At 69.7% G+C, this 16,954-nt stretch carries 17 protein-coding genes; 11 read left to right on the forward strand and 6 right to left on the reverse strand.

Annotation, left to right across the window (positions count from 1 at the left end; all coding sequences use genetic code 11):
* Position 1: 1 nt before the first annotated feature.
* Complete coding sequence (locus ACFVJS_RS00470) at positions 2 to 1,159, forward strand: hypothetical protein (RefSeq protein ID WP_378876313.1); 1,158 nt, start codon at positions 2 to 4, stop codon at positions 1,157 to 1,159.
* Positions 1,160 to 1,281: 122 nt separating this feature from the next.
* On the opposite strand, the gene ACFVJS_RS00475 is transcribed toward ACFVJS_RS00470, so the two are convergent.
* Positions 1,282 to 1,857: a mismatch-specific DNA-glycosylase gene (locus tag ACFVJS_RS00475; protein WP_378876315.1), complete on the reverse strand. Its 576-nt coding sequence runs from the start codon at positions 1,855 to 1,857 to the stop codon at positions 1,282 to 1,284.
* Positions 1,858 to 1,934: 77 nt separating this feature from the next.
* Here ACFVJS_RS00475 and ACFVJS_RS00480 point away from each other — a divergent pair, with 77 nt between their 5' ends.
* From ACFVJS_RS00480 to ACFVJS_RS00495, 4 genes are all read left to right on the forward strand, one after another.
* The gene (locus ACFVJS_RS00480) at positions 1,935 to 2,465 is read left to right on the forward strand and encodes a hypothetical protein (protein ID WP_378876317.1); all 531 of its coding nucleotides are present in this window, start codon (positions 1,935 to 1,937) and stop codon (positions 2,463 to 2,465) included.
* A gap of 10 nt (positions 2,466 to 2,475) precedes the next feature.
* A complete protein-coding gene (locus tag ACFVJS_RS00485) occupies positions 2,476 to 3,723 on the forward strand; it encodes a site-specific DNA-methyltransferase (RefSeq protein WP_378876319.1) in 1,248 nt (415 codons plus the stop codon).
* Positions 3,724 to 3,773: 50 nt separating this feature from the next.
* Positions 3,774 to 4,424 (forward strand): HNH endonuclease family protein, encoded by a 651-nt coding sequence (locus tag ACFVJS_RS00490; RefSeq protein ID WP_378876322.1) that lies wholly within the window; start codon positions 3,774 to 3,776, stop codon positions 4,422 to 4,424.
* 128 nt (positions 4,425 to 4,552) lie between these two features.
* On the forward strand, positions 4,553 to 5,668 hold the full coding sequence (locus tag ACFVJS_RS00495) for an aromatic acid exporter family protein (RefSeq protein ID WP_378876324.1): 1,116 nt from the start codon (positions 4,553 to 4,555) through the stop codon (positions 5,666 to 5,668).
* Between the two features lie 32 nt (positions 5,669 to 5,700).
* Here ACFVJS_RS00495 and ACFVJS_RS00500 read toward each other — a convergent pair whose 3' ends face one another.
* On the reverse strand, positions 5,701 to 6,828 hold the full coding sequence (locus tag ACFVJS_RS00500; RefSeq protein WP_378876326.1) for a glutamate--cysteine ligase: 1,128 nt from the start codon (positions 6,826 to 6,828) through the stop codon (positions 5,701 to 5,703).
* Between the two features lie 82 nt (positions 6,829 to 6,910).
* On the opposite strand from ACFVJS_RS00500, the gene ACFVJS_RS00505 reads away from it, so the two are divergent.
* Entirely contained in the window at positions 6,911 to 8,257 is a 1,347-nt protein-coding gene (locus tag ACFVJS_RS00505) for a threonine/serine exporter ThrE family protein (protein WP_378876329.1), read from the forward strand.
* A gap of 86 nt (positions 8,258 to 8,343) precedes the next feature.
* On the opposite strand, the gene ACFVJS_RS00510 is transcribed toward ACFVJS_RS00505, so the two are convergent.
* The 3 genes from ACFVJS_RS00510 to ACFVJS_RS00520 are packed head-to-tail and all read right to left on the reverse strand — an operon-like array spanning position 8,344 to position 11,267.
* Positions 8,344 to 8,877, reverse strand: a complete 534-nt coding sequence (locus ACFVJS_RS00510) for a DUF402 domain-containing protein (protein ID WP_378876331.1) — start codon at positions 8,875 to 8,877, stop codon at positions 8,344 to 8,346.
* Between the two features lie 15 nt (positions 8,878 to 8,892).
* Positions 8,893 to 9,729, reverse strand: a complete 837-nt coding sequence (locus ACFVJS_RS00515) for an SDR family NAD(P)-dependent oxidoreductase (RefSeq protein ID WP_378876334.1) — start codon at positions 9,727 to 9,729, stop codon at positions 8,893 to 8,895.
* Positions 9,726 to 11,267 (reverse strand): flavin-containing monooxygenase, encoded by a 1,542-nt coding sequence (locus ACFVJS_RS00520; RefSeq protein ID WP_378876336.1) that lies wholly within the window; start codon positions 11,265 to 11,267, stop codon positions 9,726 to 9,728. Before ACFVJS_RS00520 ends, ACFVJS_RS00515 begins: the two co-directional genes overlap by 4 nt.
* Positions 11,268 to 11,315: 48 nt before the next feature.
* Between ACFVJS_RS00520 and ACFVJS_RS00525 the strand changes: the two genes are divergently transcribed.
* The 3 genes from ACFVJS_RS00525 (at position 11,316) to ACFVJS_RS00535 (ending at position 13,654) form a co-directional block, all read left to right on the forward strand.
* Positions 11,316 to 11,906, forward strand: coding sequence for a TetR/AcrR family transcriptional regulator (locus ACFVJS_RS00525; protein WP_378876338.1), 591 nt, complete (start codon positions 11,316 to 11,318; stop codon positions 11,904 to 11,906).
* Positions 11,907 to 12,071: 165 nt separating this feature from the next.
* On the forward strand, positions 12,072 to 12,584 hold the full coding sequence (locus ACFVJS_RS00530; RefSeq protein ID WP_378876341.1) for a SigE family RNA polymerase sigma factor: 513 nt from the start codon (positions 12,072 to 12,074) through the stop codon (positions 12,582 to 12,584).
* Positions 12,581 to 13,654 (forward strand): nitrate- and nitrite sensing domain-containing protein, encoded by a 1,074-nt coding sequence (locus tag ACFVJS_RS00535; protein WP_378876343.1) that lies wholly within the window; start codon positions 12,581 to 12,583, stop codon positions 13,652 to 13,654. The genes ACFVJS_RS00530 and ACFVJS_RS00535 overlap by 4 nt, the downstream gene beginning before the upstream one ends.
* Positions 13,655 to 13,743: 89 nt before the next feature.
* Here the strand turns inward: ACFVJS_RS00535 and rocD are convergent, their stop codons facing one another.
* On the reverse strand, positions 13,744 to 14,982 hold the full coding sequence (rocD, locus tag ACFVJS_RS00540; RefSeq protein WP_378876345.1) for an ornithine--oxo-acid transaminase: 1,239 nt from the start codon (positions 14,980 to 14,982) through the stop codon (positions 13,744 to 13,746).
* 241 nt (positions 14,983 to 15,223) lie between these two features.
* Here rocD and ACFVJS_RS00545 point away from each other — a divergent pair, with 241 nt between their 5' ends.
* Entirely contained in the window at positions 15,224 to 16,687 is a 1,464-nt protein-coding gene (locus ACFVJS_RS00545) for a hypothetical protein (RefSeq protein ID WP_378876347.1), read from the forward strand.
* Positions 16,688 to 16,689: 2 nt separating this feature from the next.
* Positions 16,690 to 16,908 carry a hypothetical protein gene (locus ACFVJS_RS00550; protein ID WP_378876349.1) on the forward strand — a complete coding sequence of 73 codons (219 nt, stop codon included), beginning with the start codon at positions 16,690 to 16,692 and terminating at the stop codon, positions 16,906 to 16,908.
* Positions 16,909 to 16,954 lie beyond the last annotated feature (46 nt).

Genomic DNA, 16,954 nt, shown 5'->3' on the forward strand with positions numbered 1-16,954 from the left:
TATGCCTGAATCCTCCAAGCCGGCCGTCGCCGAGATCCTGCGCCTGCGGGCTCCGTTGAGCCTGCAGGTGCTGCGCGCCGCGCTGAAGGGCAAGCGGGTGCTGCTGACCGAGGAGGAGCTGCTCGCCGTGTTGACCTCGGGCGGTTTCGTCGAGGGGCCTCCGGGGCAGTGGAGCCTGGCGCCCGCTGCGGCCCCGGCGCCCGCGCCGGCTCGGTTCAACCAGACGACGCTGGCCGCGCGTGCGGGGGTGGAGGGTGACGTACTCCTGAAGGTGCTGGACGCGCTGGTGACCGACCACCCCGAGGTCAACTGGGGTGCGCTGCGCGACCGGCTCGAGTCCGGCGCCGACGTCGCGGTCTCCGACCGCACCCTCGGGCTTCTGGAAGAGGGCGTACGCCGCTTCGAGGTCGCCCGGCTGCGGGCCGAGAAGCAGGCCGCCGAGGAGCGTGCCCGGGAGGCGGAGCGCCGCCGCGAGCTGCAGCAGCTGGCCGAGAGCGAGGTCGCGATGCTGCGCGCCGAGCTCGACGACGAGCGTCGGCGTGCGCACGACGCGGCGCTCGAGCGGGACCGGCTGCGGCAGGAGGCCGAGAAGCTGGTCGCGCTCAAGGAGCAGGAGACCGCCTCGTGGGTGGCCACCGCCGCCGGCGGCTGGATGCTCGACCTCGGCGCGCCGGAGACCTTCGGCGAGGAGAAGCTCCGCCAGGCGCTCGGCCAGCTCGAGTCGGCGCTGGTCGTGCTCAACGTCCCGGTCTCCGGGCGCGAGATCGAGGCGGTCGTGGTGCACCCCGGCGGGATCGCCGTGGTGGAGCAGTACGACATCCCCTCGACCGCCGGGGTGGTCTCGGTGCCCGCCGACGGCGCGGCGGAGGTCGACGGCCGCGCCTTGGAGGTCAGTGATCCGCGTGGCGAGGTGCTCGGTGCCGTACGCGTCCTGCAGAAGGCCGCCTCGCTCGACCTCGCCTACCTGCCGGTCGTCGCATTCCAGGGGCCGGCCGACGCCGAGGGCGAGGACGTGCTCGTCTGCCTCACCGCCGAGGTCGACCTGGCGGTCGACGACATGCTCCACTCCCAGTCGTCTCGGGTCTCGGCCGACGACGCGGTCGCGCTGCTGGCGAAGCTCGGGGTTCCGGAGCTTCCCCAGCCACCCTCCGGGTTCTGACTCCTGCCGAGGCGTCAGTTACGTCGGCCGAGACGTCACTTGCGTCGGTCGAGTTGGCACGCGTGTGCGTACTCGAACGACGTACGTGACGCTTCGGCCGACCGGAGTGACGTCTCGGCAGGTCAGATCAGGCCGGCGGCGCGGGCCGCCTCGGCGTACGCGGCCGCCAGGGTCGGCACGGTCTCGTGGGCGTTGAGGCCCGACGGGTTCGGCACGACCCAGAGCTCAGCGCCTGCCAGCGGCTCGGGCTGGCGGCCCTGCTTCGCCTTGGGACGGTTGAACGCGGTGCGGTAGGCGGTGATCCCGGCGATCGCGACGACGCTGGGTTTCCGCCGTGCGACCAGGGAGAACAGCTCGGCGCCGCCCTCCTTGAGCTCGGCGTTGGTGAGCTCGGACGCCTTGGCGGTGGCGCGGCGGACGATGTTGGTGAACCCGATGCCGCGGGCACGGAAGTAGTCGCGGTCCTCGGGCGTCATCCCGGCGGACGCGTCGATCGGCCGGGTCGTGATCCCGGCGCGGAAGATCGCGGGGTAGAACCGGTTGAGCGGGTGCGCGAAGTGGGTCTGGGTCGCCGCTGTCCACAGGCCGGGGTTGATGCCGACGAAGAGGAGGCGCAGCGGTTGGTCGTCTGCCGGGAGGAGGTCGGGGACCGAGGCGCCGTAGTAGGTCTGGAGCTCGGCCTGGGTGAAGCGGGCCACGGCCTGATCCTTCCATCTGCGTAACGACCTCCCTGCCGCGGGTGCAACAGCCGGGTGCCGTGGGGAGTATGTGGAATATGCACCCCACGCGTCTTCTCCCACTCGCAGTCGCTGCGACGGCGCTCCTGGTCTCCTCCTGCGGCACCCCCGAGGAAGCCAGTGACCCGGGCTCGACCCCTTCGGCCTCGACCTCGCCGTCCGGCACGCCCAGGTCCGAGCCCGAGCCGTCCCGTCCGCCCAGCTCGGAGAAGCCGGTGCGTGGCCTGGTCTCCGCCGGCGGCGCGGCCGAGGGCGACCTGGAGAAGAGCGCGACCCCGCTCCCGGACGCGGCCGCGATCCGGGCGTACGCCGCCACCCTCGGCGCCTCGCTCCAAGACCCCTTCACCACCGAGGCGACCAGGCTCCTCGCGCACGTGCCCACCGGTCAGCGGCTCTATGCCCAGACCGTCTACGACGGCTGCGAGGCCCCGGACCCGGCGACGATCACGGCCTCCACCTCCGGCGCTGACGTAGTCCTCCAGGTCACCCCGCCGAAGAGCACCAAGATCCAGTGCCTGGTGGCCGAGCGATCGGTCGCGTTACTCAGTGTCGACCAGCCCGTCGGCTAACGTTCCCCGCGTGGGGGAGCCGTGGAACACCTTCGTCGAGGGCGACAACCTCGACGTGCTCCAAGCGCTCTCGGCCGCAGGCGAGACCTTCGACCTGATCTACATCGACCCGCCCTACAACACCGGCAGCCTCTTCGCCTATCACGACGACCGGCGCGGCGAGGACGGCCGGCGGGCCGGTCGCCACGAGGCCTGGGTCGCGATGATGCGGCCCCGGCTGGAGGCCGCGCGCACGGTCATGTCCGACCGTGCGGCGATCTACGTCTCCATCGACGACAACGAAGCCGCTCACCTCAAGGTCTTGATGGACGAGGTGTTCGACGAGCGCAACCACCTCGCGCAGATCGTGGTCAACCTCAACCCCAAGGGCCGCCAGCTCGGCAACGGGTTCGCGACCTCCCACGAATACCTGCTCGTCTACGCCAAGGACGTCCGGTCCTGCGCGCTGGAGTCGAGCATCCCCGAGGCCGTCAACGAGCAGGACTTCCCGCTGGTCACCGACGACGGGCGCCACTACCGGCGGCTGCCGCTGCGCAACACCAACAAGAAGTTCAACCCGGCCACCGCCAAGACGCTGCACTTCCCGGTGTGGGGAGACCCTGACTCCGGCCGGGTGAGCGTCGAGCCGTTCGACGGCGGTCAGGAGATCTGGCCGGTTTTCGGTGACGGTCGCCCGGCGGTCTGGCGGTGGAGCGCCCCGCTGATCGCGGCCCGTCCCGACGACCTGATGTGCCGCCGCGTACGCGGGAAGCTGGGGGAGCGGGTCGACGTCTACCAGCGCGACTGGCTCTCCCGCGACGCCTCGGGAGAGGCCCGGCGCAAGAAGCTCACCACCATCTGGATGGCCGAGGAGATCGGCTCGACCGACTCCGCGGTCGCCGAGCTGAAGTCGCTGGTGGGGCCGCTGTTCGAATCGCCCAAGCCGACCGGCCTGATCCGCCGGATCCTGGCCACGATGCCCACCGACGCGAGAGTCCTTGACTTCTTCGCCGGTTCCGGCACCACCGGCCACGCGGTCGCGCTGGCCAACGTGGAGGACGGGACGCGGCGTACGTGCTGGTCGGTCCAGATCGCCGAGACGACCAGGCCGGGCTCGAACGCGGCGAAGGCCGAGATGACGTACGTCTCCGACATCACCCGCGCGCGTCTGCGCGCCGTGGTCGCCGCCCATGGGAACGGCGGCGCGGAGGGGTTGGTCGAGCGCGACCTGGGTGAACTTCTCGAAACATCTGGTAACCCCGTTACACGGGGTGTGTAAAAGGCGGCATCGTCTGGGGGCGACCGAACATCTCACCTCGGGAGACCCCCATGAAACTCCGTGGCCTGTTCATCCTCGCCTGCGGCGCTCTGGTGCCGCTCACGATTCCGGCGGCAGCGCACGCCGAGTCCTACTCCCAGCCGCTCTCGACCGCCATCGGCGACCTTCCCGTCGCCGCCGAGAACCGCACCGGCTACAGCCGTGACCTCTTCCAGCACTGGATCGACGCGGACGGCGACGGCTGCAACACCCGCAACGAGGTCCTGATCGCGGAGGCCGAGGAGGCCCCCACGGTCGGCTCCAGCTGCTCGCTGTCGGGCGGCCGCTGGTACTCCTACTACGACGGTCTGTCCTGGACCGCCACCAGCGACATCGACATCGACCACATGGTCCCGCTCGCCGAGGCCTGGGACTCCGGCGCCCGCACCTGGACCTCGACCGAGCGCAGGAACTTCGCCAACGACCTCGGCTACTACGGCTCGCTCGTGGGCGTCACCGACAACGTGAACCAAGCCAAGGGTGACCAGGACCCCGCCACCTGGATGCCGACGAACCAGAAGTGCCGCTACCTCAAGGAGTTCGTCTCGGTGAAGATCCGCTGGCGGCTCTCGGTCGACAGCACCGAGAAGTCCGCCCTTGCCAACCTCACCTCCGCCAACGGCTGCGGTAGCCAGACCGTGTCGGTGACCCGCGCCCGCTGACCCCACGCCGACTCTGCAGAAGTGGCGGCCGAATCGGTAGAAGTGGCGTACGAGATCCCGATCTCATTCGCCAGAACGACCGATTGGGCCGCCACAACTGAGGACTCGGCTGGCCTAGGATCTGCGACATGGCGTTCTCTGCTCCGCGAGTGACCCGTGAGCAGGTGGGATCCGACGTACGCCGCCGGCTGGCGCGCCTGAAGTCGAAGCGGTGGCACGTGTTCCAGGCCGCGGGAGCGGCGGGGGTGGCGTGGTTCATCGCGGCCGGGCTGCTCGGCCACGTACAACCTGTCTTCGCGCCGATCGCGGCGGTGGTCAGCCTCGGCACCTCCTACGGCCAGCGGCTGAGGAGGGTGACCGAGGTGACCATCGGCGTGGCGCTCGGGGTCTTCCTGGGCGACGTCGTGGTGCAGGTCATCGGCGAGGGCGCCTGGCAGATGACCCTGGTCGTGGGGATGGCCATGGCCGTGGGGATCTTCATCTCCTCGGGGCAGGTCTTCCGCAACCAGGCGGCGGTGCAGTCGATCTTCGTGATGGGGCTGCTGCCGACCCCCGGCGCGGCCTTCACCCGCTGGACCGACGCGCTGATCGGCGGGGCGGTGGCGCTGGTGGCCGCCTCCATCGTGCCGGCCGCGCCGCTGCGGCGGCCGGGCGAGCAGGCGGCGGTGGTGGCCAGGAAGATCGCCTCGCTGCTGCGCGCCGCCGGCCAGGTGATGCTCGACGCCGACGCGGTCCATGGGCTCAAGGTGCTCGCGGACGCGCGCGCCACCGACCCGCTGATCCGGGAGCTCCAGGACGCCTCCGACGAGGGTATGTCGGTGCTGGCCGTGTCGCCGTTCCGGTTCCGACATCGCAGCCACGTGCACCGGATGGCCGAGCTGGTCGAGCCGCTCGACCGTGCCCTGCGGAGCACCCGGGTGCTGGTGCGGCGGACCGCGGTGTCGGCCTACCGCGGCGACGTGGTGCCGGAGAGCTACTGCCAGCTGGCCTTCGGGCTCGCCGACGCCGTCGACGTGGTCGAGGCCGAGCTCGCCGCGGGCCTCGGCCCGGACGGGCTGAGTGAGCAGGCCCGGTCGGTGCTGCTCGCGGTCGGCGAGCACTCGGCCGAGGTGGAGCGTACGGAATCGCTCAACGCCGAGGTCATCCTCGTCCAGATCAGGTCGATCATCGTCGACCTGCTCGGGGTGACCGGGATGGGACAGTTCGAGGCGACCGACGCGCTGCCGCCGCTGCCGCCTCGCTGAATGTTCACCGAGTTACCTCGGTGAGCATCCCGCTACAGCGACCCCCGCAGGTCGCGTACGACCGAGTCGACGACCGCGATCAGGTCACCCTCGGTGGACGCCGCGATCGCGCGTTGCCGCTGGTAGGAAGCACCTTTGTGGATGATGTCGTGCACCGCGGCGAGCTCTTTCTCGCAACCGAGGCGGGCGGCGACGGGCTCGAGCCGCACCAGCAGCTCGGCGAGGTCCTCGGTGACCAGCCGCTCGTCGGAGGCGTCGTTGAGGATGACGATCGCGTCCAGGCCGTAGCGGGCGGCGCGCCACTTGTTCTCCTGGACGTGCCACGGCGGCATCGTGACGATGGGCTCGCCGGCGGCGACCCGGGCGTCCAGGTCGACGCAGAGGCAGTGGGCCAGGGCGGCGATCGCGGCCAGCTCCTGGAGCGTCGAGACGCCGTCGCAGATCCGGTTCTCGATGGTGCCGATCCGGGGCGAGGGCCGGATGTCCCAGCGGATCTCGCTGATGTCCTCGATCACGCCGGTGACCGTCTGGTCCGAGACGTACGCCTCGAACTCCTGCCACGTCGTGAACTGGAACGGCAGCCCGGCGGTCGGCAGCTGCTGGAACATCAGCGCCCGGTTGGACGCGTACCCGGTGTCGACTCCCGCCCAGATCGGCGAGGAGGCCGACAGCGCCTGGAAGTGCGGGTAGTAGGTGAGCAGTCCGTTGAGGACGGGCATCAGCCGGTCGCGCTCCGGCATCCCGACGTGCACGTGCACGCCCCAGATCAGCATCTGCCGCCCCCACCACTGGGTGCGGTCGATCAGCTCCTGGTAGCGATGCCCCGCGGACAGCTCCTGCCTGGTCCAGGACGCGAACGGATGCGTCCCGGCTCCGTAGAGGTCCACGCCGAGATCGTCGCCGGCGCGTACGACCTCGGAGGTCGTCTCCCGGATCTGGTCCATCGCCTCCTCGACCGTTCCGCAGATCCCGGTCACGATCTCCACGGTGTTGCGCAACAGCTCCTTGTGGATCCGCTCGGGGTTGGGGACCCGGGCCTTGGCCCGTGCGAAGAGATGGTCGGCGACGTTGACCAGGTCCCTGGTCTGGCGATCGACGAGGGCGAGCTCCCACTCGACGCCGAGCGTCGGTCTGGGGGAGGGATGGAAGTCGATCCGCATGTAACGAGCGTTCCTTGCGCGGGCTCGTTTGTCGAGCACCGTGAATGCCTGTCGATCACCGCCCCGATGGCACCCTGTGACGGTGGACGCGCGTGAGGTGAACCTGACTCTGGACTTCTGCCTCCGCGTCGGTGAGCTGCTGATCTCCACCGGCGCCGGGGCCGCAGACGTGACCGCGACGATGAGGTCGCTCTCTCAGCATCTCGGGCTCCGCGGGGCCGAGGTCGACGTCACCTACACCAGTCTGTCGATGAGCTACCAGGCCGATCCCGAGGCCATCCCGATCCACACCACCCGCCAGGTCAAGAACCGCACGATCGACTACGACCACCTGACCGCCGTCGACCACCTCGTGCGTCAGGTCGTACGCGACGAGGTGGACCTCCAGGGCGCCCGGATCGCGCTCGGTCGCATCATCTCCGGCGGCCACCGCCGGCCGCGGTGGGCCGCGACGCTGGGCATGGCGGTGATGGCCGCGGCGTTCACCGTGTACGTCGGCGGTGAGCTCCGGGTCGTCATCCTCGCCTTCATCTCCGGTGCCGCGATCGACCAGCTGCAGGCCTTCCTCCACCGCCGCTGGCGGCTGCCGCTCTTCTACCTGCAGGTCGCCGGCGCGGGCGTGGCCACGCTGCTCGCCGTCATCGCCGCGGCGCTGCCGCTCGACCTCGACGTCTCGACCTCGATCACGGCCAACATCACCGTGATGCTGGCGGGGATCAGCTTCATGGGTGCCCTGCAGGACGCCCTGACCGGCTTCCACGTCACCGCCAGTGCCCGGATCATGGAGGCGCTGGTCTCCACCGCAGGCATCATTGCCGGGGTCACCGGCGGTCTGGTCTTCGCCGGTGCGGTCGGCGTACCGATCCATGGCGCGGTCTCCGGCGGCACCACCACGCTGCAGTCGATCACCCTCGCGACGGTGGGCGGCGCGGTCGGCGCCGCGGCCTTCGCCTACGCCGCGTACGCACCGAAGCGGACGATGATCCCGATCGCGGTCATCGCCGGCATCGCGGTGGTCCTGTCGATCGTCGTGCCCGGCGACGTGGGACGTACGTGGCGGGTGGCCGTGGCCGCCCTCTTCATCGGTCTGGTCGCCTACTCGGTGGCCAACCGGCTGAAGGTGCCGCCCCTGGTCATCGTGGTCTCGTCCGTGGTGCCGTTCCTGCCGGGCTACTCGATCTACCGCGGCCTGACCATGCTCGCCCAGGAGACACCCGCGACCACCTCGGTCGGCCTGGTGGCCCTCTTCACCGCTGCCTCGGTCGCCCTGGCCCTGGCCTCCGGCGTCTATCTGGGCGAGTTCATCGCCCAGCCGCTCAGCCGCCGGTCCTGGCGGATCGAGACCCGGCTCGCCGGGCCGCGCCTGGTCGGTCCGCTGCGGAAGGACCGGACCACCACCCCGGTGCCGGCCGCCGAGGTCGACTCCTAGGCCGGCAGCGGGGTGCCGGTTCGTCAAGGTATGCAGAGAAACCGTCGCATCCCTAGCGGAGTTCCGCGAGGGATGCGACGGTTCGGCTACATACCTTGACGAACCAGCGCCTCGAACCAGCGCTCGGTGGTGACATTGTCGTACGGCGCCCGGCCCTCCTTGACCGCGAGGAACACGCGCTCGGCGGAGTCCTCGGTCATCGAGATGATCTCGGGCGGGTAGCCGTACTCGAGCTGGTGGTGCTCGAACTCGTCCTCGTCGTCGATGTAGACCGAGCCGTCGAACTTCTTGACCACGTCGAGGTCGAGGTCGATGCAGGTGACCGTCGTGTCCTGCCACAGCGGCGGAGTACACATGTCGACATATATCTGCGAGGTCACCCGCCCGTTGGGCCGGTTGAAGGCGGGGAAGTGGGCCGCGTCGTGGTGGGGGACCAGGCTGACCGAGTCCCAGTCGGCGACCCAGCCCCGGCCCGGGCGGGCGAACTCGGTGCCGACCGGGTGACCGATCCACTCACCGTGCTCGTCCTCGCCGAGGTAGACGCCCGTGAAGGACCAGTGAGGCCGGCCACCCCACTTCGTGAACTCGACACGAACGGGATGACCGGCCTCGAAGCGCATGGCGCCGATTCTGCCTCAGCTCTGCTTCTTCGGCATCACGTACTTGGCCCCGAGGGCGATCAGGTCCTGGTAGCGCGAGCCGGTGAACTTGCCGAAGTTGTGGATCACGTGGGCGTCGAGGCCCACCAGCACGCGGGCCTGCTTCTTCTCGATGCCCTTGACGATGATCTCGGCGGCCCGCTCCGGCTCCATCTTCGCGAGCTTCTCGTCGAAAAACTTCGCGGTCGCGGCCTGGTCGTCCTTGGCCGAGACGCGAGCGCTGCGGGCGACCGCCGTCTTGATGCCACCGGGGTGGACCGAGGTGACGCCCACCTTGTGGCCGTCGATCAGCATCTCCTCGCGCAGCGCCTCGGTGAAGCCGCGCACCGCGTACTTCGCGGCGTTGTAGAAGGCCTGGTCGGGCATGGAGACCAGCCCGAACAGCGAGGAGATGTTCACGATGTGCGCGTCGCCGGACTCGATCAGGGCCGGCAGGAACAGCTTCGTGCCGTGCACGACGCCCCACCAGTCGATGCCGATGATCCAGTCGATGTCCTCCCACTCGAGGTCGTTGACCCGGCCCGAGAGCGCGACGCCGGCGTTGTTGATCACCACGTTGACGGTGCCGAAGTGGGCGATGACGCCCTCGGCGTACGCGGTGAAGGCCTCGCGGTCGGCGACGTCGAGTTTGTCGGCCTTGATCTCGCGGGCGCCGGCCTGCTTGGCCAGTTCGACGGTCTCGGCCAGCCCGGTCTCGTTGACGTCGGAGAGCGCCAGGCGGGCGCCGCGGCCGGCGAGGTTGAGCGCGAGGGCGCGGCCGATGCCGGAGCCGGCTCCGGTGAGAACGACTACCTTGTCGTCGAAGGACTTCATGCGGGGACACTCTCCTTGGTCGTGGCCGGGGTGGTCTGGCTGGTTTGGGTGGTCGCGGCGGTGACGGCGTACTTGTCGACGTCGAACTTGCTGGTCAGGTGGCGGAACAGGAACGTGAAGCTCGGCCAGAGGGTGGTGTTGCGGCCGTGCTCGTCGAGATACCACGACGCGCAGCCGCCCTCCGACCAGACCGTCTTGGCCATCTTGCGCTGCAGGTCGTCGTTCCAGGCGGAGGTGGCGTCCTCGGTGGGTTCGACGGTGGCGTACGCATTCGTACGCATCGTGCGGATCGCGTCGCGGATGTAGGCCACCTGCGACTCGATCATGTAGACCATCGAGGAGTGGCCGAGGCCGGTGTTGGGGCCGACCACGAAGAAGAGGTTGGGGAACTCGGGGACCGTGGTGCCCTTGTAGGCGCTCATCCCCGTCTCCGCGAACCGCTCGGCCATGGTGCGGCCCTTGCTGCCCGTGATCGCGTGCGCGATCGGGAGGTCGGTGGTGTAGAAGCCGGTCGCCACCACGAGGACGTCGATCTCGCGGCTGGTGCCGTCCTTGGTGACGATCGCGTTCTCGCTCACCCGGTCGATGCCGTCGGTGATCAGGTCGACGTTGTCGGCGGCCAGCGCGGGGTAGTAGGCGTTGGAGATCAGCGTGCGCTTGCAGCCGAGCGTGTAGTCGGGGGTGACCTTGCGGCGCAGCTCGGGGTCCTTGATGCCGCGGCGGATGTTGTTCCTCGCCATCAGCTCGTGGGCCTTGGTGAGCCGGGGCTCCACGGCGAGGCCCAGGACGCGGACCTCGAGGCCCCAGTAGACCGCCGCGCGGGCGAGGCGCTGGGCCCCGGGTACGTGGCGGAAGGCGGCCTTCTCGAGCTTGGTGTAACGGTGCTCGTTGCGGGGGAGCACCCAGGGCGCGGTGCGCTGGTAGACGTCGAGGCGCGCCGCCTTCTTCTGGATCTCCGGCACGATCTGGATCGCGCTGGCGCCGGTGCCGATCACCGCGACGCGCTTGCCGGTGAGGTCGACGTCGTGGTTCCACTGGGCCGAGTGGAAGATCTCGCCCTGGAAGGTGTCGATGCCCGCGATGTCCGGGAGCTTGGGCTCGGAGAGCGCACCGGGGCCGGCGATGACGGTGGTGGCCGCGTACGTCTTCTTGCCGGTCTTGCTCTCGGTCTCGACGAGCCAGCGCTGCCGGGTCTCGTCCCAGGTCGCGGCGGTCACCGCGGTGTCGAAGACGAACCGGTCCAGGGTGCCGGAGCTCTCGGCGACCTTCTTGATGTACGCCTCGATCTCCGGCTGGGGCGAGAAGCTCATCGACCAGTCGGGGTTGAGGGCGAAGGAGTAGCTGTAGAGCTGGCTGGGCACGTCGCAGGCGGCGCCGGGGTAGGTGTTGTCGCGCCAGGTGCCACCGACGCCGGAGCCCTTCTCGATGACGACGAAGTCGCGCTCGCCGTCCTCCTCGAGCTTGATCGCCGCGCACAGGCCTCCGAAGCCGGCGCCGACGATGAGGTGGTCGACGTGGGTGAGGTCAGCAGTGGTCATACCGAGAGTATTCTTGCCTATTGAACGGATGTCAATAGACTGGGTGACATGAGCCAACGGACGAGACTGACGCCCGAGCAGCGCCGCGAGCAGCTGCTGGACCTGGGCATTCGCCTCTTCGCGCACCACTCCCTCGACGAGATCTCGATCGACGTGGTGGCGCGGGAGGCCGGGATCTCGCGCGGGCTGCTCTACCACTACTTCGGCGACAAGATGGCCTTCCGTGAGGCGGTCGTACGCCGCGCCGCCGACGCTCTCGTCGCCCAGACCGCCCCGCCCGCGACAGGGGAGCCGGTGGAGCGCCTGCTGGCCTCGATGACGGCCTACGTGGACTTCGTCGACGCCAACTACGAGGGGTACGTCTCGATGGTCCGCGGCGCCGCCAGCGACCCGGTCCTGCGCGAGATCTACGACGAGGCCTTCTTGGCGTTGGGGCTCCGGATCTTCGACGCCGGTGCCGACTTCGTCGAGGACACCCCCGCCGCGCGGCTGGTGGTGCGCGGATGGCAGGCGATGTCCGAGGAGCTGGTGCTGTCCTGGAAGGCGGACCCCGCAGGGCTGTCGCGCGAGGAGCTGCTGGGGCTGCTGGCGGGGTCGTTGCCGGTGTTGCTGGAGCTGCTCGGGCCGGCGCAGCTGTAACACGTCGTTCGTACGACTATCCGGTCGTTCAGATAGGGCGACCAGTGCTACGAACGACGTGTTACACGGGTGCCCGCACTCAGGAATGAAGCCGCCCGGACCCAACCGATCGACGACCGACCGCGTCAGTAGGGCGTCGGGGGTTGGAACCGGAGGAGGAGACTGGTGAGTCGGGACGAGGAGTTCACCGCCTACGTCAGGGAGAGACGCGCGCATCTGTACCGCGCGGCCTACCTGCTGTGCGGTGACGAGCATCGCGCCGAGGACATCGTGCAGCTGACGCTGTCGAAGGTGTACGCGGCGTGGAGGCGGGTGCGGAAGGCCGACAGCGTCGATGCCTACGTACGGCGGGTGCTGGTCAACAGCCATCTGGACGAAGGCCGCCGTCCGTGGCGGCGCGAGCGAGCGGGCGAGATCGCCGACCGGCCGGCGCCCGCCGGCCTCGGCGCCGAGGACCTCGATGAGCTCTGGACCGCGCTGCGATCTCTTCCCGCAGGTCAGCGCCGGGTTGTGGTGCTTCGGCACTACTGGGGTCTGTCGGTCGAGGAGACCGCTGCCGACCTCGGTGTCAGCAGCGGGACGGTCAAGAGCCAGACCTCTGAGGCCCTGGCCAACCTGCGCCGCACCCTTCGTCCCGACCACGCTTCGGCCGATGCTCCCCGAGGAGGCCATCGATGAACACCTTCGACGACGACACCCAGCTGCGCGACGGCCTCTACCGCATCGGCGCGACCGCTCCGGTCCCGCTCGCGGACCCAGCCGAGGACGTACGCCGCGGCCGCCGCCGCGTACGCCGGGCCCGCCTGGTCGCGACGGTCGGGACCGTGATGGCGGTCGGGATCATCGGTATCGCCGGGGTGGCGCTCCAGCCCGGCATCGCGGACCGGGCCACGGATCCGGCGGGGTCGCCGGCGGCCACCTCGACCTCGTCGGTGCGCCGGGCCGAGTCGGTCGCGCAGGCGCTGCCCAGCGCGTTCGACCTGGCGATCAACGTGATGTTCGAGCGCGACGGCGCCTTGGCAGGCGTCCCCGACGTCGTGATGAGGCCGTTGCGGGCGACGACCGACGAAACCATCACGGCCTGGACGGCGAAGGCGGAGCAGATCGACGCCGGCGGTGACCAGGAGCTCGCGGATGTCCTCGCGAGGATCCAGCGGTCGTTGGACGGCATGGCGACGACAAGATCGGACATCCGTGACACGACCCGGACCCAGGTGGCGGCGGCGGCCTACGGGACACTCGCCGACGATCTCTTCTCGCTCGCGAGGCTCGTGCCGTCGGTCGGCGACGCCGAGATCGACGCTCAGATCGAAGCGCTCGGCGCCATTCGCCCGGCGTTCCGGTCGTTGGGCGAGGAGCGGGCCATCATGATGGAGGCGCTCACGAAGCGCCAGTACTCGCAGACGACGGGTATGTCGGCAGAACCCATCAGCGAGGGAGACCTCGCCGCGCTCGCCTCGGCCGAGGCCACCTGGCGTCGGTCGCTCGCGGACTTCTACACGGCGACCTCGGAGCGTCAGCGTGAGACCCTCGACCGGATCACCTTCAACACCGCGACTGACGGGGCCATCGGGGTCCCGGCGCACCGGGCGGTCAACCAAATCCTGTCCACCGGCAGCCTGGACCGGGTCACGCTCACGCCGGATGCTTACACCGGGTCCTACACCGAGCTCATCCGTGGGCTGCAGAAGCTGTTCGTCGCTGCGGCGAGCGAGATCATCGACGATCTCGCAGCGCTCGATCGCTAGCGGGGTGTAACACGTCGTTCGACGTACATTCCGGTCGTTCTCTTGGGGCGACCAGTACGTCGAACGACGTGTTACAGGGCGGCTCGGCCCTACTCGGAGACAGCAGCCTCGAGCTGGTCGAGCGCCCAGTGGAGGTCCTCCTCGGCGATCACCAGGGGCGGCGCGAGGCGGATGGTGGAGCCGTGGGTGTCCTTGGCGAGCACGCCGCGGGCCAGCAGGCGCTCGCAGATCTCGCGGCCGGTGCCGACGGCCGGGTCGATGTCGACGCCGGCCCACAGGCCGCGGGACCGGAAGCCGACGATGCCCTTGCCGACCATCGCCATCAGGCGGTCGCGCAGAACCTGGCCGAGCGCCTCGGCGCGGGCCTGGAACTCGCCGGTCTCGAGCAGCTCGATGACGGCGGTGCCGACGGCGCAGGCGAGCGGGTTGCCACCGAAGGTGGAGCCGTGCTGGCCGGGGCCGATCACGCCGAGCACGTCACGGTCGGCGACGACCGCCGAGACCGGGACGATGCCGCCGCCGAGGGCCTTGCCGAGGATGTACATGTCCGGCTTCACGCCGGCGTGGTCGCAGGCGAAGGTGTAGCCGGTGCGGCCGAGGCCGGCCTGGATCTCGTCGGCGGCGAAGAGCACGTTCTCGCGGGTGCAGACCTCGCGCAGCCCGATCAGGAAGTCGTCGCCGGGGATGACGACGCCCGACTCGCCCTGGATGGGCTCGACCAGCACGGCCACCGTGTTGGGGGTGATGGCGGCCTCGATCGCGGCGAGGTCGGCGTAGGGAACCATCACGAAGCCGGGGGCGAACGGGCCGAAGCCGTCGCGCGCGTCGGCGTCGTCGGAGAAGCCGACGATCGTGGTGGTGCGGCCGTGGAAGTTGCCGGCCATCACGATGATCTCCGCCTGGTCGGCGGGGACGCCCTTGACGTCGTAGCCCCACTTGCGGGCGACCTTGATCGCCGTCTCGACGGCCTCGGCGCCGGTGTTCATCGGCAGCACCATGTCCTTGCCGCACATCGCGGCCAGGCGGGCGGTGAACTCGGCGAACTGGTCGTGCACGAACGCGCGCGAGGTCAGCGTGACCTTGTCGAGCTGCTCACGGGCCGCGGACAGCAGAGCGGGGTGGCCGTGACCGAAGTTCAGCGCGCTGTAGCCGGCCAGCATGTCCAGGCAGCGGCGACCGTCGACGTCGGTCACCCAGGCGCCCTCGGCGTGGCTGATCACCACCTCGAGGGGGTGGTAGTTGTGCGCGGAGTGCGCCTCGGCGGCTGCGAAGGCGGCGGGGGTCAGGCTGGTCGCAACGGTGTCCTGAGCTTCGTTGAGCAGGGTCATCGCACTCCTCCATCTCGTGGGGCGTTCTCGGTGATCTGGGCCAAGATCATCTGATTGTCTGACAATCCTACGATCAGGCTACGCCAGATGTCTCATCGTTGTCGCCCGGTCGGTAACGCGGCGGTAAATACCGGTGCGCGGAGTGCGGCCCGGGGTATAGGTTCCGTCAGCCCGCCTCGCGTTCTCTGGCAGCGAAGCGACCCCAAGACCATCTCGGGTAAGAGACTCGGAGGAACCACAGATGCGCATCCGCGCACTGGTGGCGGCTGCTGCCGTCGCCCTGATCGTGCCGGCGGTGGCGGCTTTCGCGACGGAGACCCCGTCGACCACCACGGACCCGTCCGAGACGACGAGTGCCGAGACGACCCCGGCAGAATCGCAGTCCGCTCCCGAGAGCGGGACCGAGCCCGGGACGGAGACCGAGCCCGGGACCGGAGCAGGCACCCAGACGGAGCCAGAGCCCCAGCCGGAGACCCAGCCGGAGACCCAGGCCGAGACCGAGCCCGGCGCCGAGGCAGAGCCGCCCGCGGCAGGCGTGGCGGAGGAGCCGGCCGCTGCCGTCGTGACCACGGTCGTGATCACCGTTCCCGCCACGACCCCGGCCGGAGGGGCGACCTTCCCGGTGACGTACGACGTGGAGAACGTGGAGGCGCTCGGCGCCAACCCGGTAGCCAACTGGACGATCACTGCCTCCAACGGCACCTCGCCGAGCGGTCCGCAGTCGGCGCCGATCACGCTCGACGCCGACGGTGTGGGAACGGTCCAGGCGACGATGCCGACCGCGACCGGCACCTACCGGATCACCGGATTCGTCGAGGGTGAGAGCGGTGCGACCGACTCGGTCACGGTCGAGCTCGGGTCCGTCGACGCCACCAAGCCGGTCGTCACCCTGAGCCGCAGCCTGACGACCTTCTACCCCTACCCGGACGGCTACCGCGACACGGTCACGGCGAAGATGACCGTGAACGAGACCGTCGGCTACACCGCCAAGGTGGTCACCGCCGGCGGCACGCTGGTGCGCACCCTGGGCTCGTCCACGAGCTTCACCGGCACCACCTCCTACACCTGGAACGGCAAGAACAACGCCGGCACCCGGGTCTCCGGCACCTTCTACGTCCGCATCGAGGCCAAGGACAAGGCCGGCAACGCCACCACCGTCCAGATCTCGGTCGCCGCGTCCGCCAAGAAGCTGATCTGGAAGACCTACAACCGGACGCTCACCGCCGCGGACGCCCTCAACTACAAGTACGTCGGCTCCTGCTCGACCCTCAAGGCGCCCGCTCGAAGCGACTGGGCCGAGTCCCGCGGCCTGCGTTCGAACGTACGCTGCAAGGCCCCCGGCGACAGCGCCAAGGCGACGGTCTACACCGAGAACGTCAAGTGCCTGCCGAAGTCGGTCGACGGCAACTACCGCAACCTGACGCTCAAGCACTACGGCGGACGTCCGAAGGGCTACACGAAGAACGTCTACGTGGTCACCACCGTCCTGCGTCCGTCGGACTGGTCGTCGCGTCAGATCCGCCAGTTCGGCAACTCGGTCACGTGGAAGACGATGGCGTCCGTCGCGTCGCCCAACAGCCTGATCCAGAGCCGCACCTCGACGCAGTACTGCCCTGCCCTGTGGTGGACCGCCGGCCTCAACTCGAGCTCGCGCTACGACATCTGGAAGTACTCGGTCGGCATCCAGTACCGCGTGCTGGCGTGACCATGGCGCGCAAGCTGATCCTGGCCGCCGCCGCGGTCGTGGTGGTGGCCGCTGGCGCCTTCGGTGGAGCCCTCGCCCTCTCCGGCGAGGACGAGCCGAAGCGGCCGGCGGTCGAGAAGAACCAGCCGGTTCCGGCGGGCCCCGAGGAGCGTCCGGAGCCCGATCCGGAGGAGGTCAGCGACCTCTACGCCCCCGAGGGTGAGGTCGGCGTCGACCAGTAGCCGACGACCACGCACGACGAACCACGTACGCCGCCGGGCACTGCCC

This window comes from Nocardioides sp. NPDC057772, from assembly GCF_042798075.1.
GTDB lineage: Bacteria > Actinomycetota > Actinomycetes > Propionibacteriales > Nocardioidaceae > Nocardioides.

Excerpts from the sequence above, each read along its gene's own strand:
- ACFVJS_RS00470 (WP_378876313.1), top strand. The coding sequence starts at position 2 with ATGCCTGAATCCTCCAAGCCGGCCGTCGCCGAGATCCTGCGCCTGCGG.
- ACFVJS_RS00480 (WP_378876317.1), top strand. The coding sequence starts at position 1,935 with ATGCACCCCACGCGTCTTCTCCCACTCGCAGTCGCTGCGACGGCGCTC.
- ACFVJS_RS00490 (WP_378876322.1), top strand. The coding sequence starts at position 3,774 with ATGAAACTCCGTGGCCTGTTCATCCTCGCCTGCGGCGCTCTGGTGCCG.
- ACFVJS_RS00495 (WP_378876324.1), top strand. The coding sequence starts at position 4,553 with ATGGCGTTCTCTGCTCCGCGAGTGACCCGTGAGCAGGTGGGATCCGAC.
- ACFVJS_RS00500 (WP_378876326.1), bottom strand. The coding sequence starts at position 6,828 with ATGCGGATCGACTTCCATCCCTCCCCCAGACCGACGCTCGGCGTCGAG.
- ACFVJS_RS00510 (WP_378876331.1), bottom strand. The coding sequence starts at position 8,877 with ATGCGCTTCGAGGCCGGTCATCCCGTTCGTGTCGAGTTCACGAAGTGG.
- ACFVJS_RS00515 (WP_378876334.1), bottom strand. The coding sequence starts at position 9,729 with ATGAAGTCCTTCGACGACAAGGTAGTCGTTCTCACCGGAGCCGGCTCC.
- ACFVJS_RS00520 (WP_378876336.1), bottom strand. The coding sequence starts at position 11,267 with ATGACCACTGCTGACCTCACCCACGTCGACCACCTCATCGTCGGCGCC.
- ACFVJS_RS00525 (WP_378876338.1), top strand. The coding sequence starts at position 11,316 with ATGAGCCAACGGACGAGACTGACGCCCGAGCAGCGCCGCGAGCAGCTG.
- ACFVJS_RS00535 (WP_378876343.1), top strand. The coding sequence starts at position 12,581 with ATGAACACCTTCGACGACGACACCCAGCTGCGCGACGGCCTCTACCGC.
- rocD (WP_378876345.1), bottom strand. The coding sequence starts at position 14,982 with ATGACCCTGCTCAACGAAGCTCAGGACACCGTTGCGACCAGCCTGACC.
- ACFVJS_RS00545 (WP_378876347.1), top strand. The coding sequence starts at position 15,224 with ATGCGCATCCGCGCACTGGTGGCGGCTGCTGCCGTCGCCCTGATCGTG.
- ACFVJS_RS00550 (WP_378876349.1), top strand. The coding sequence starts at position 16,690 with ATGGCGCGCAAGCTGATCCTGGCCGCCGCCGCGGTCGTGGTGGTGGCC.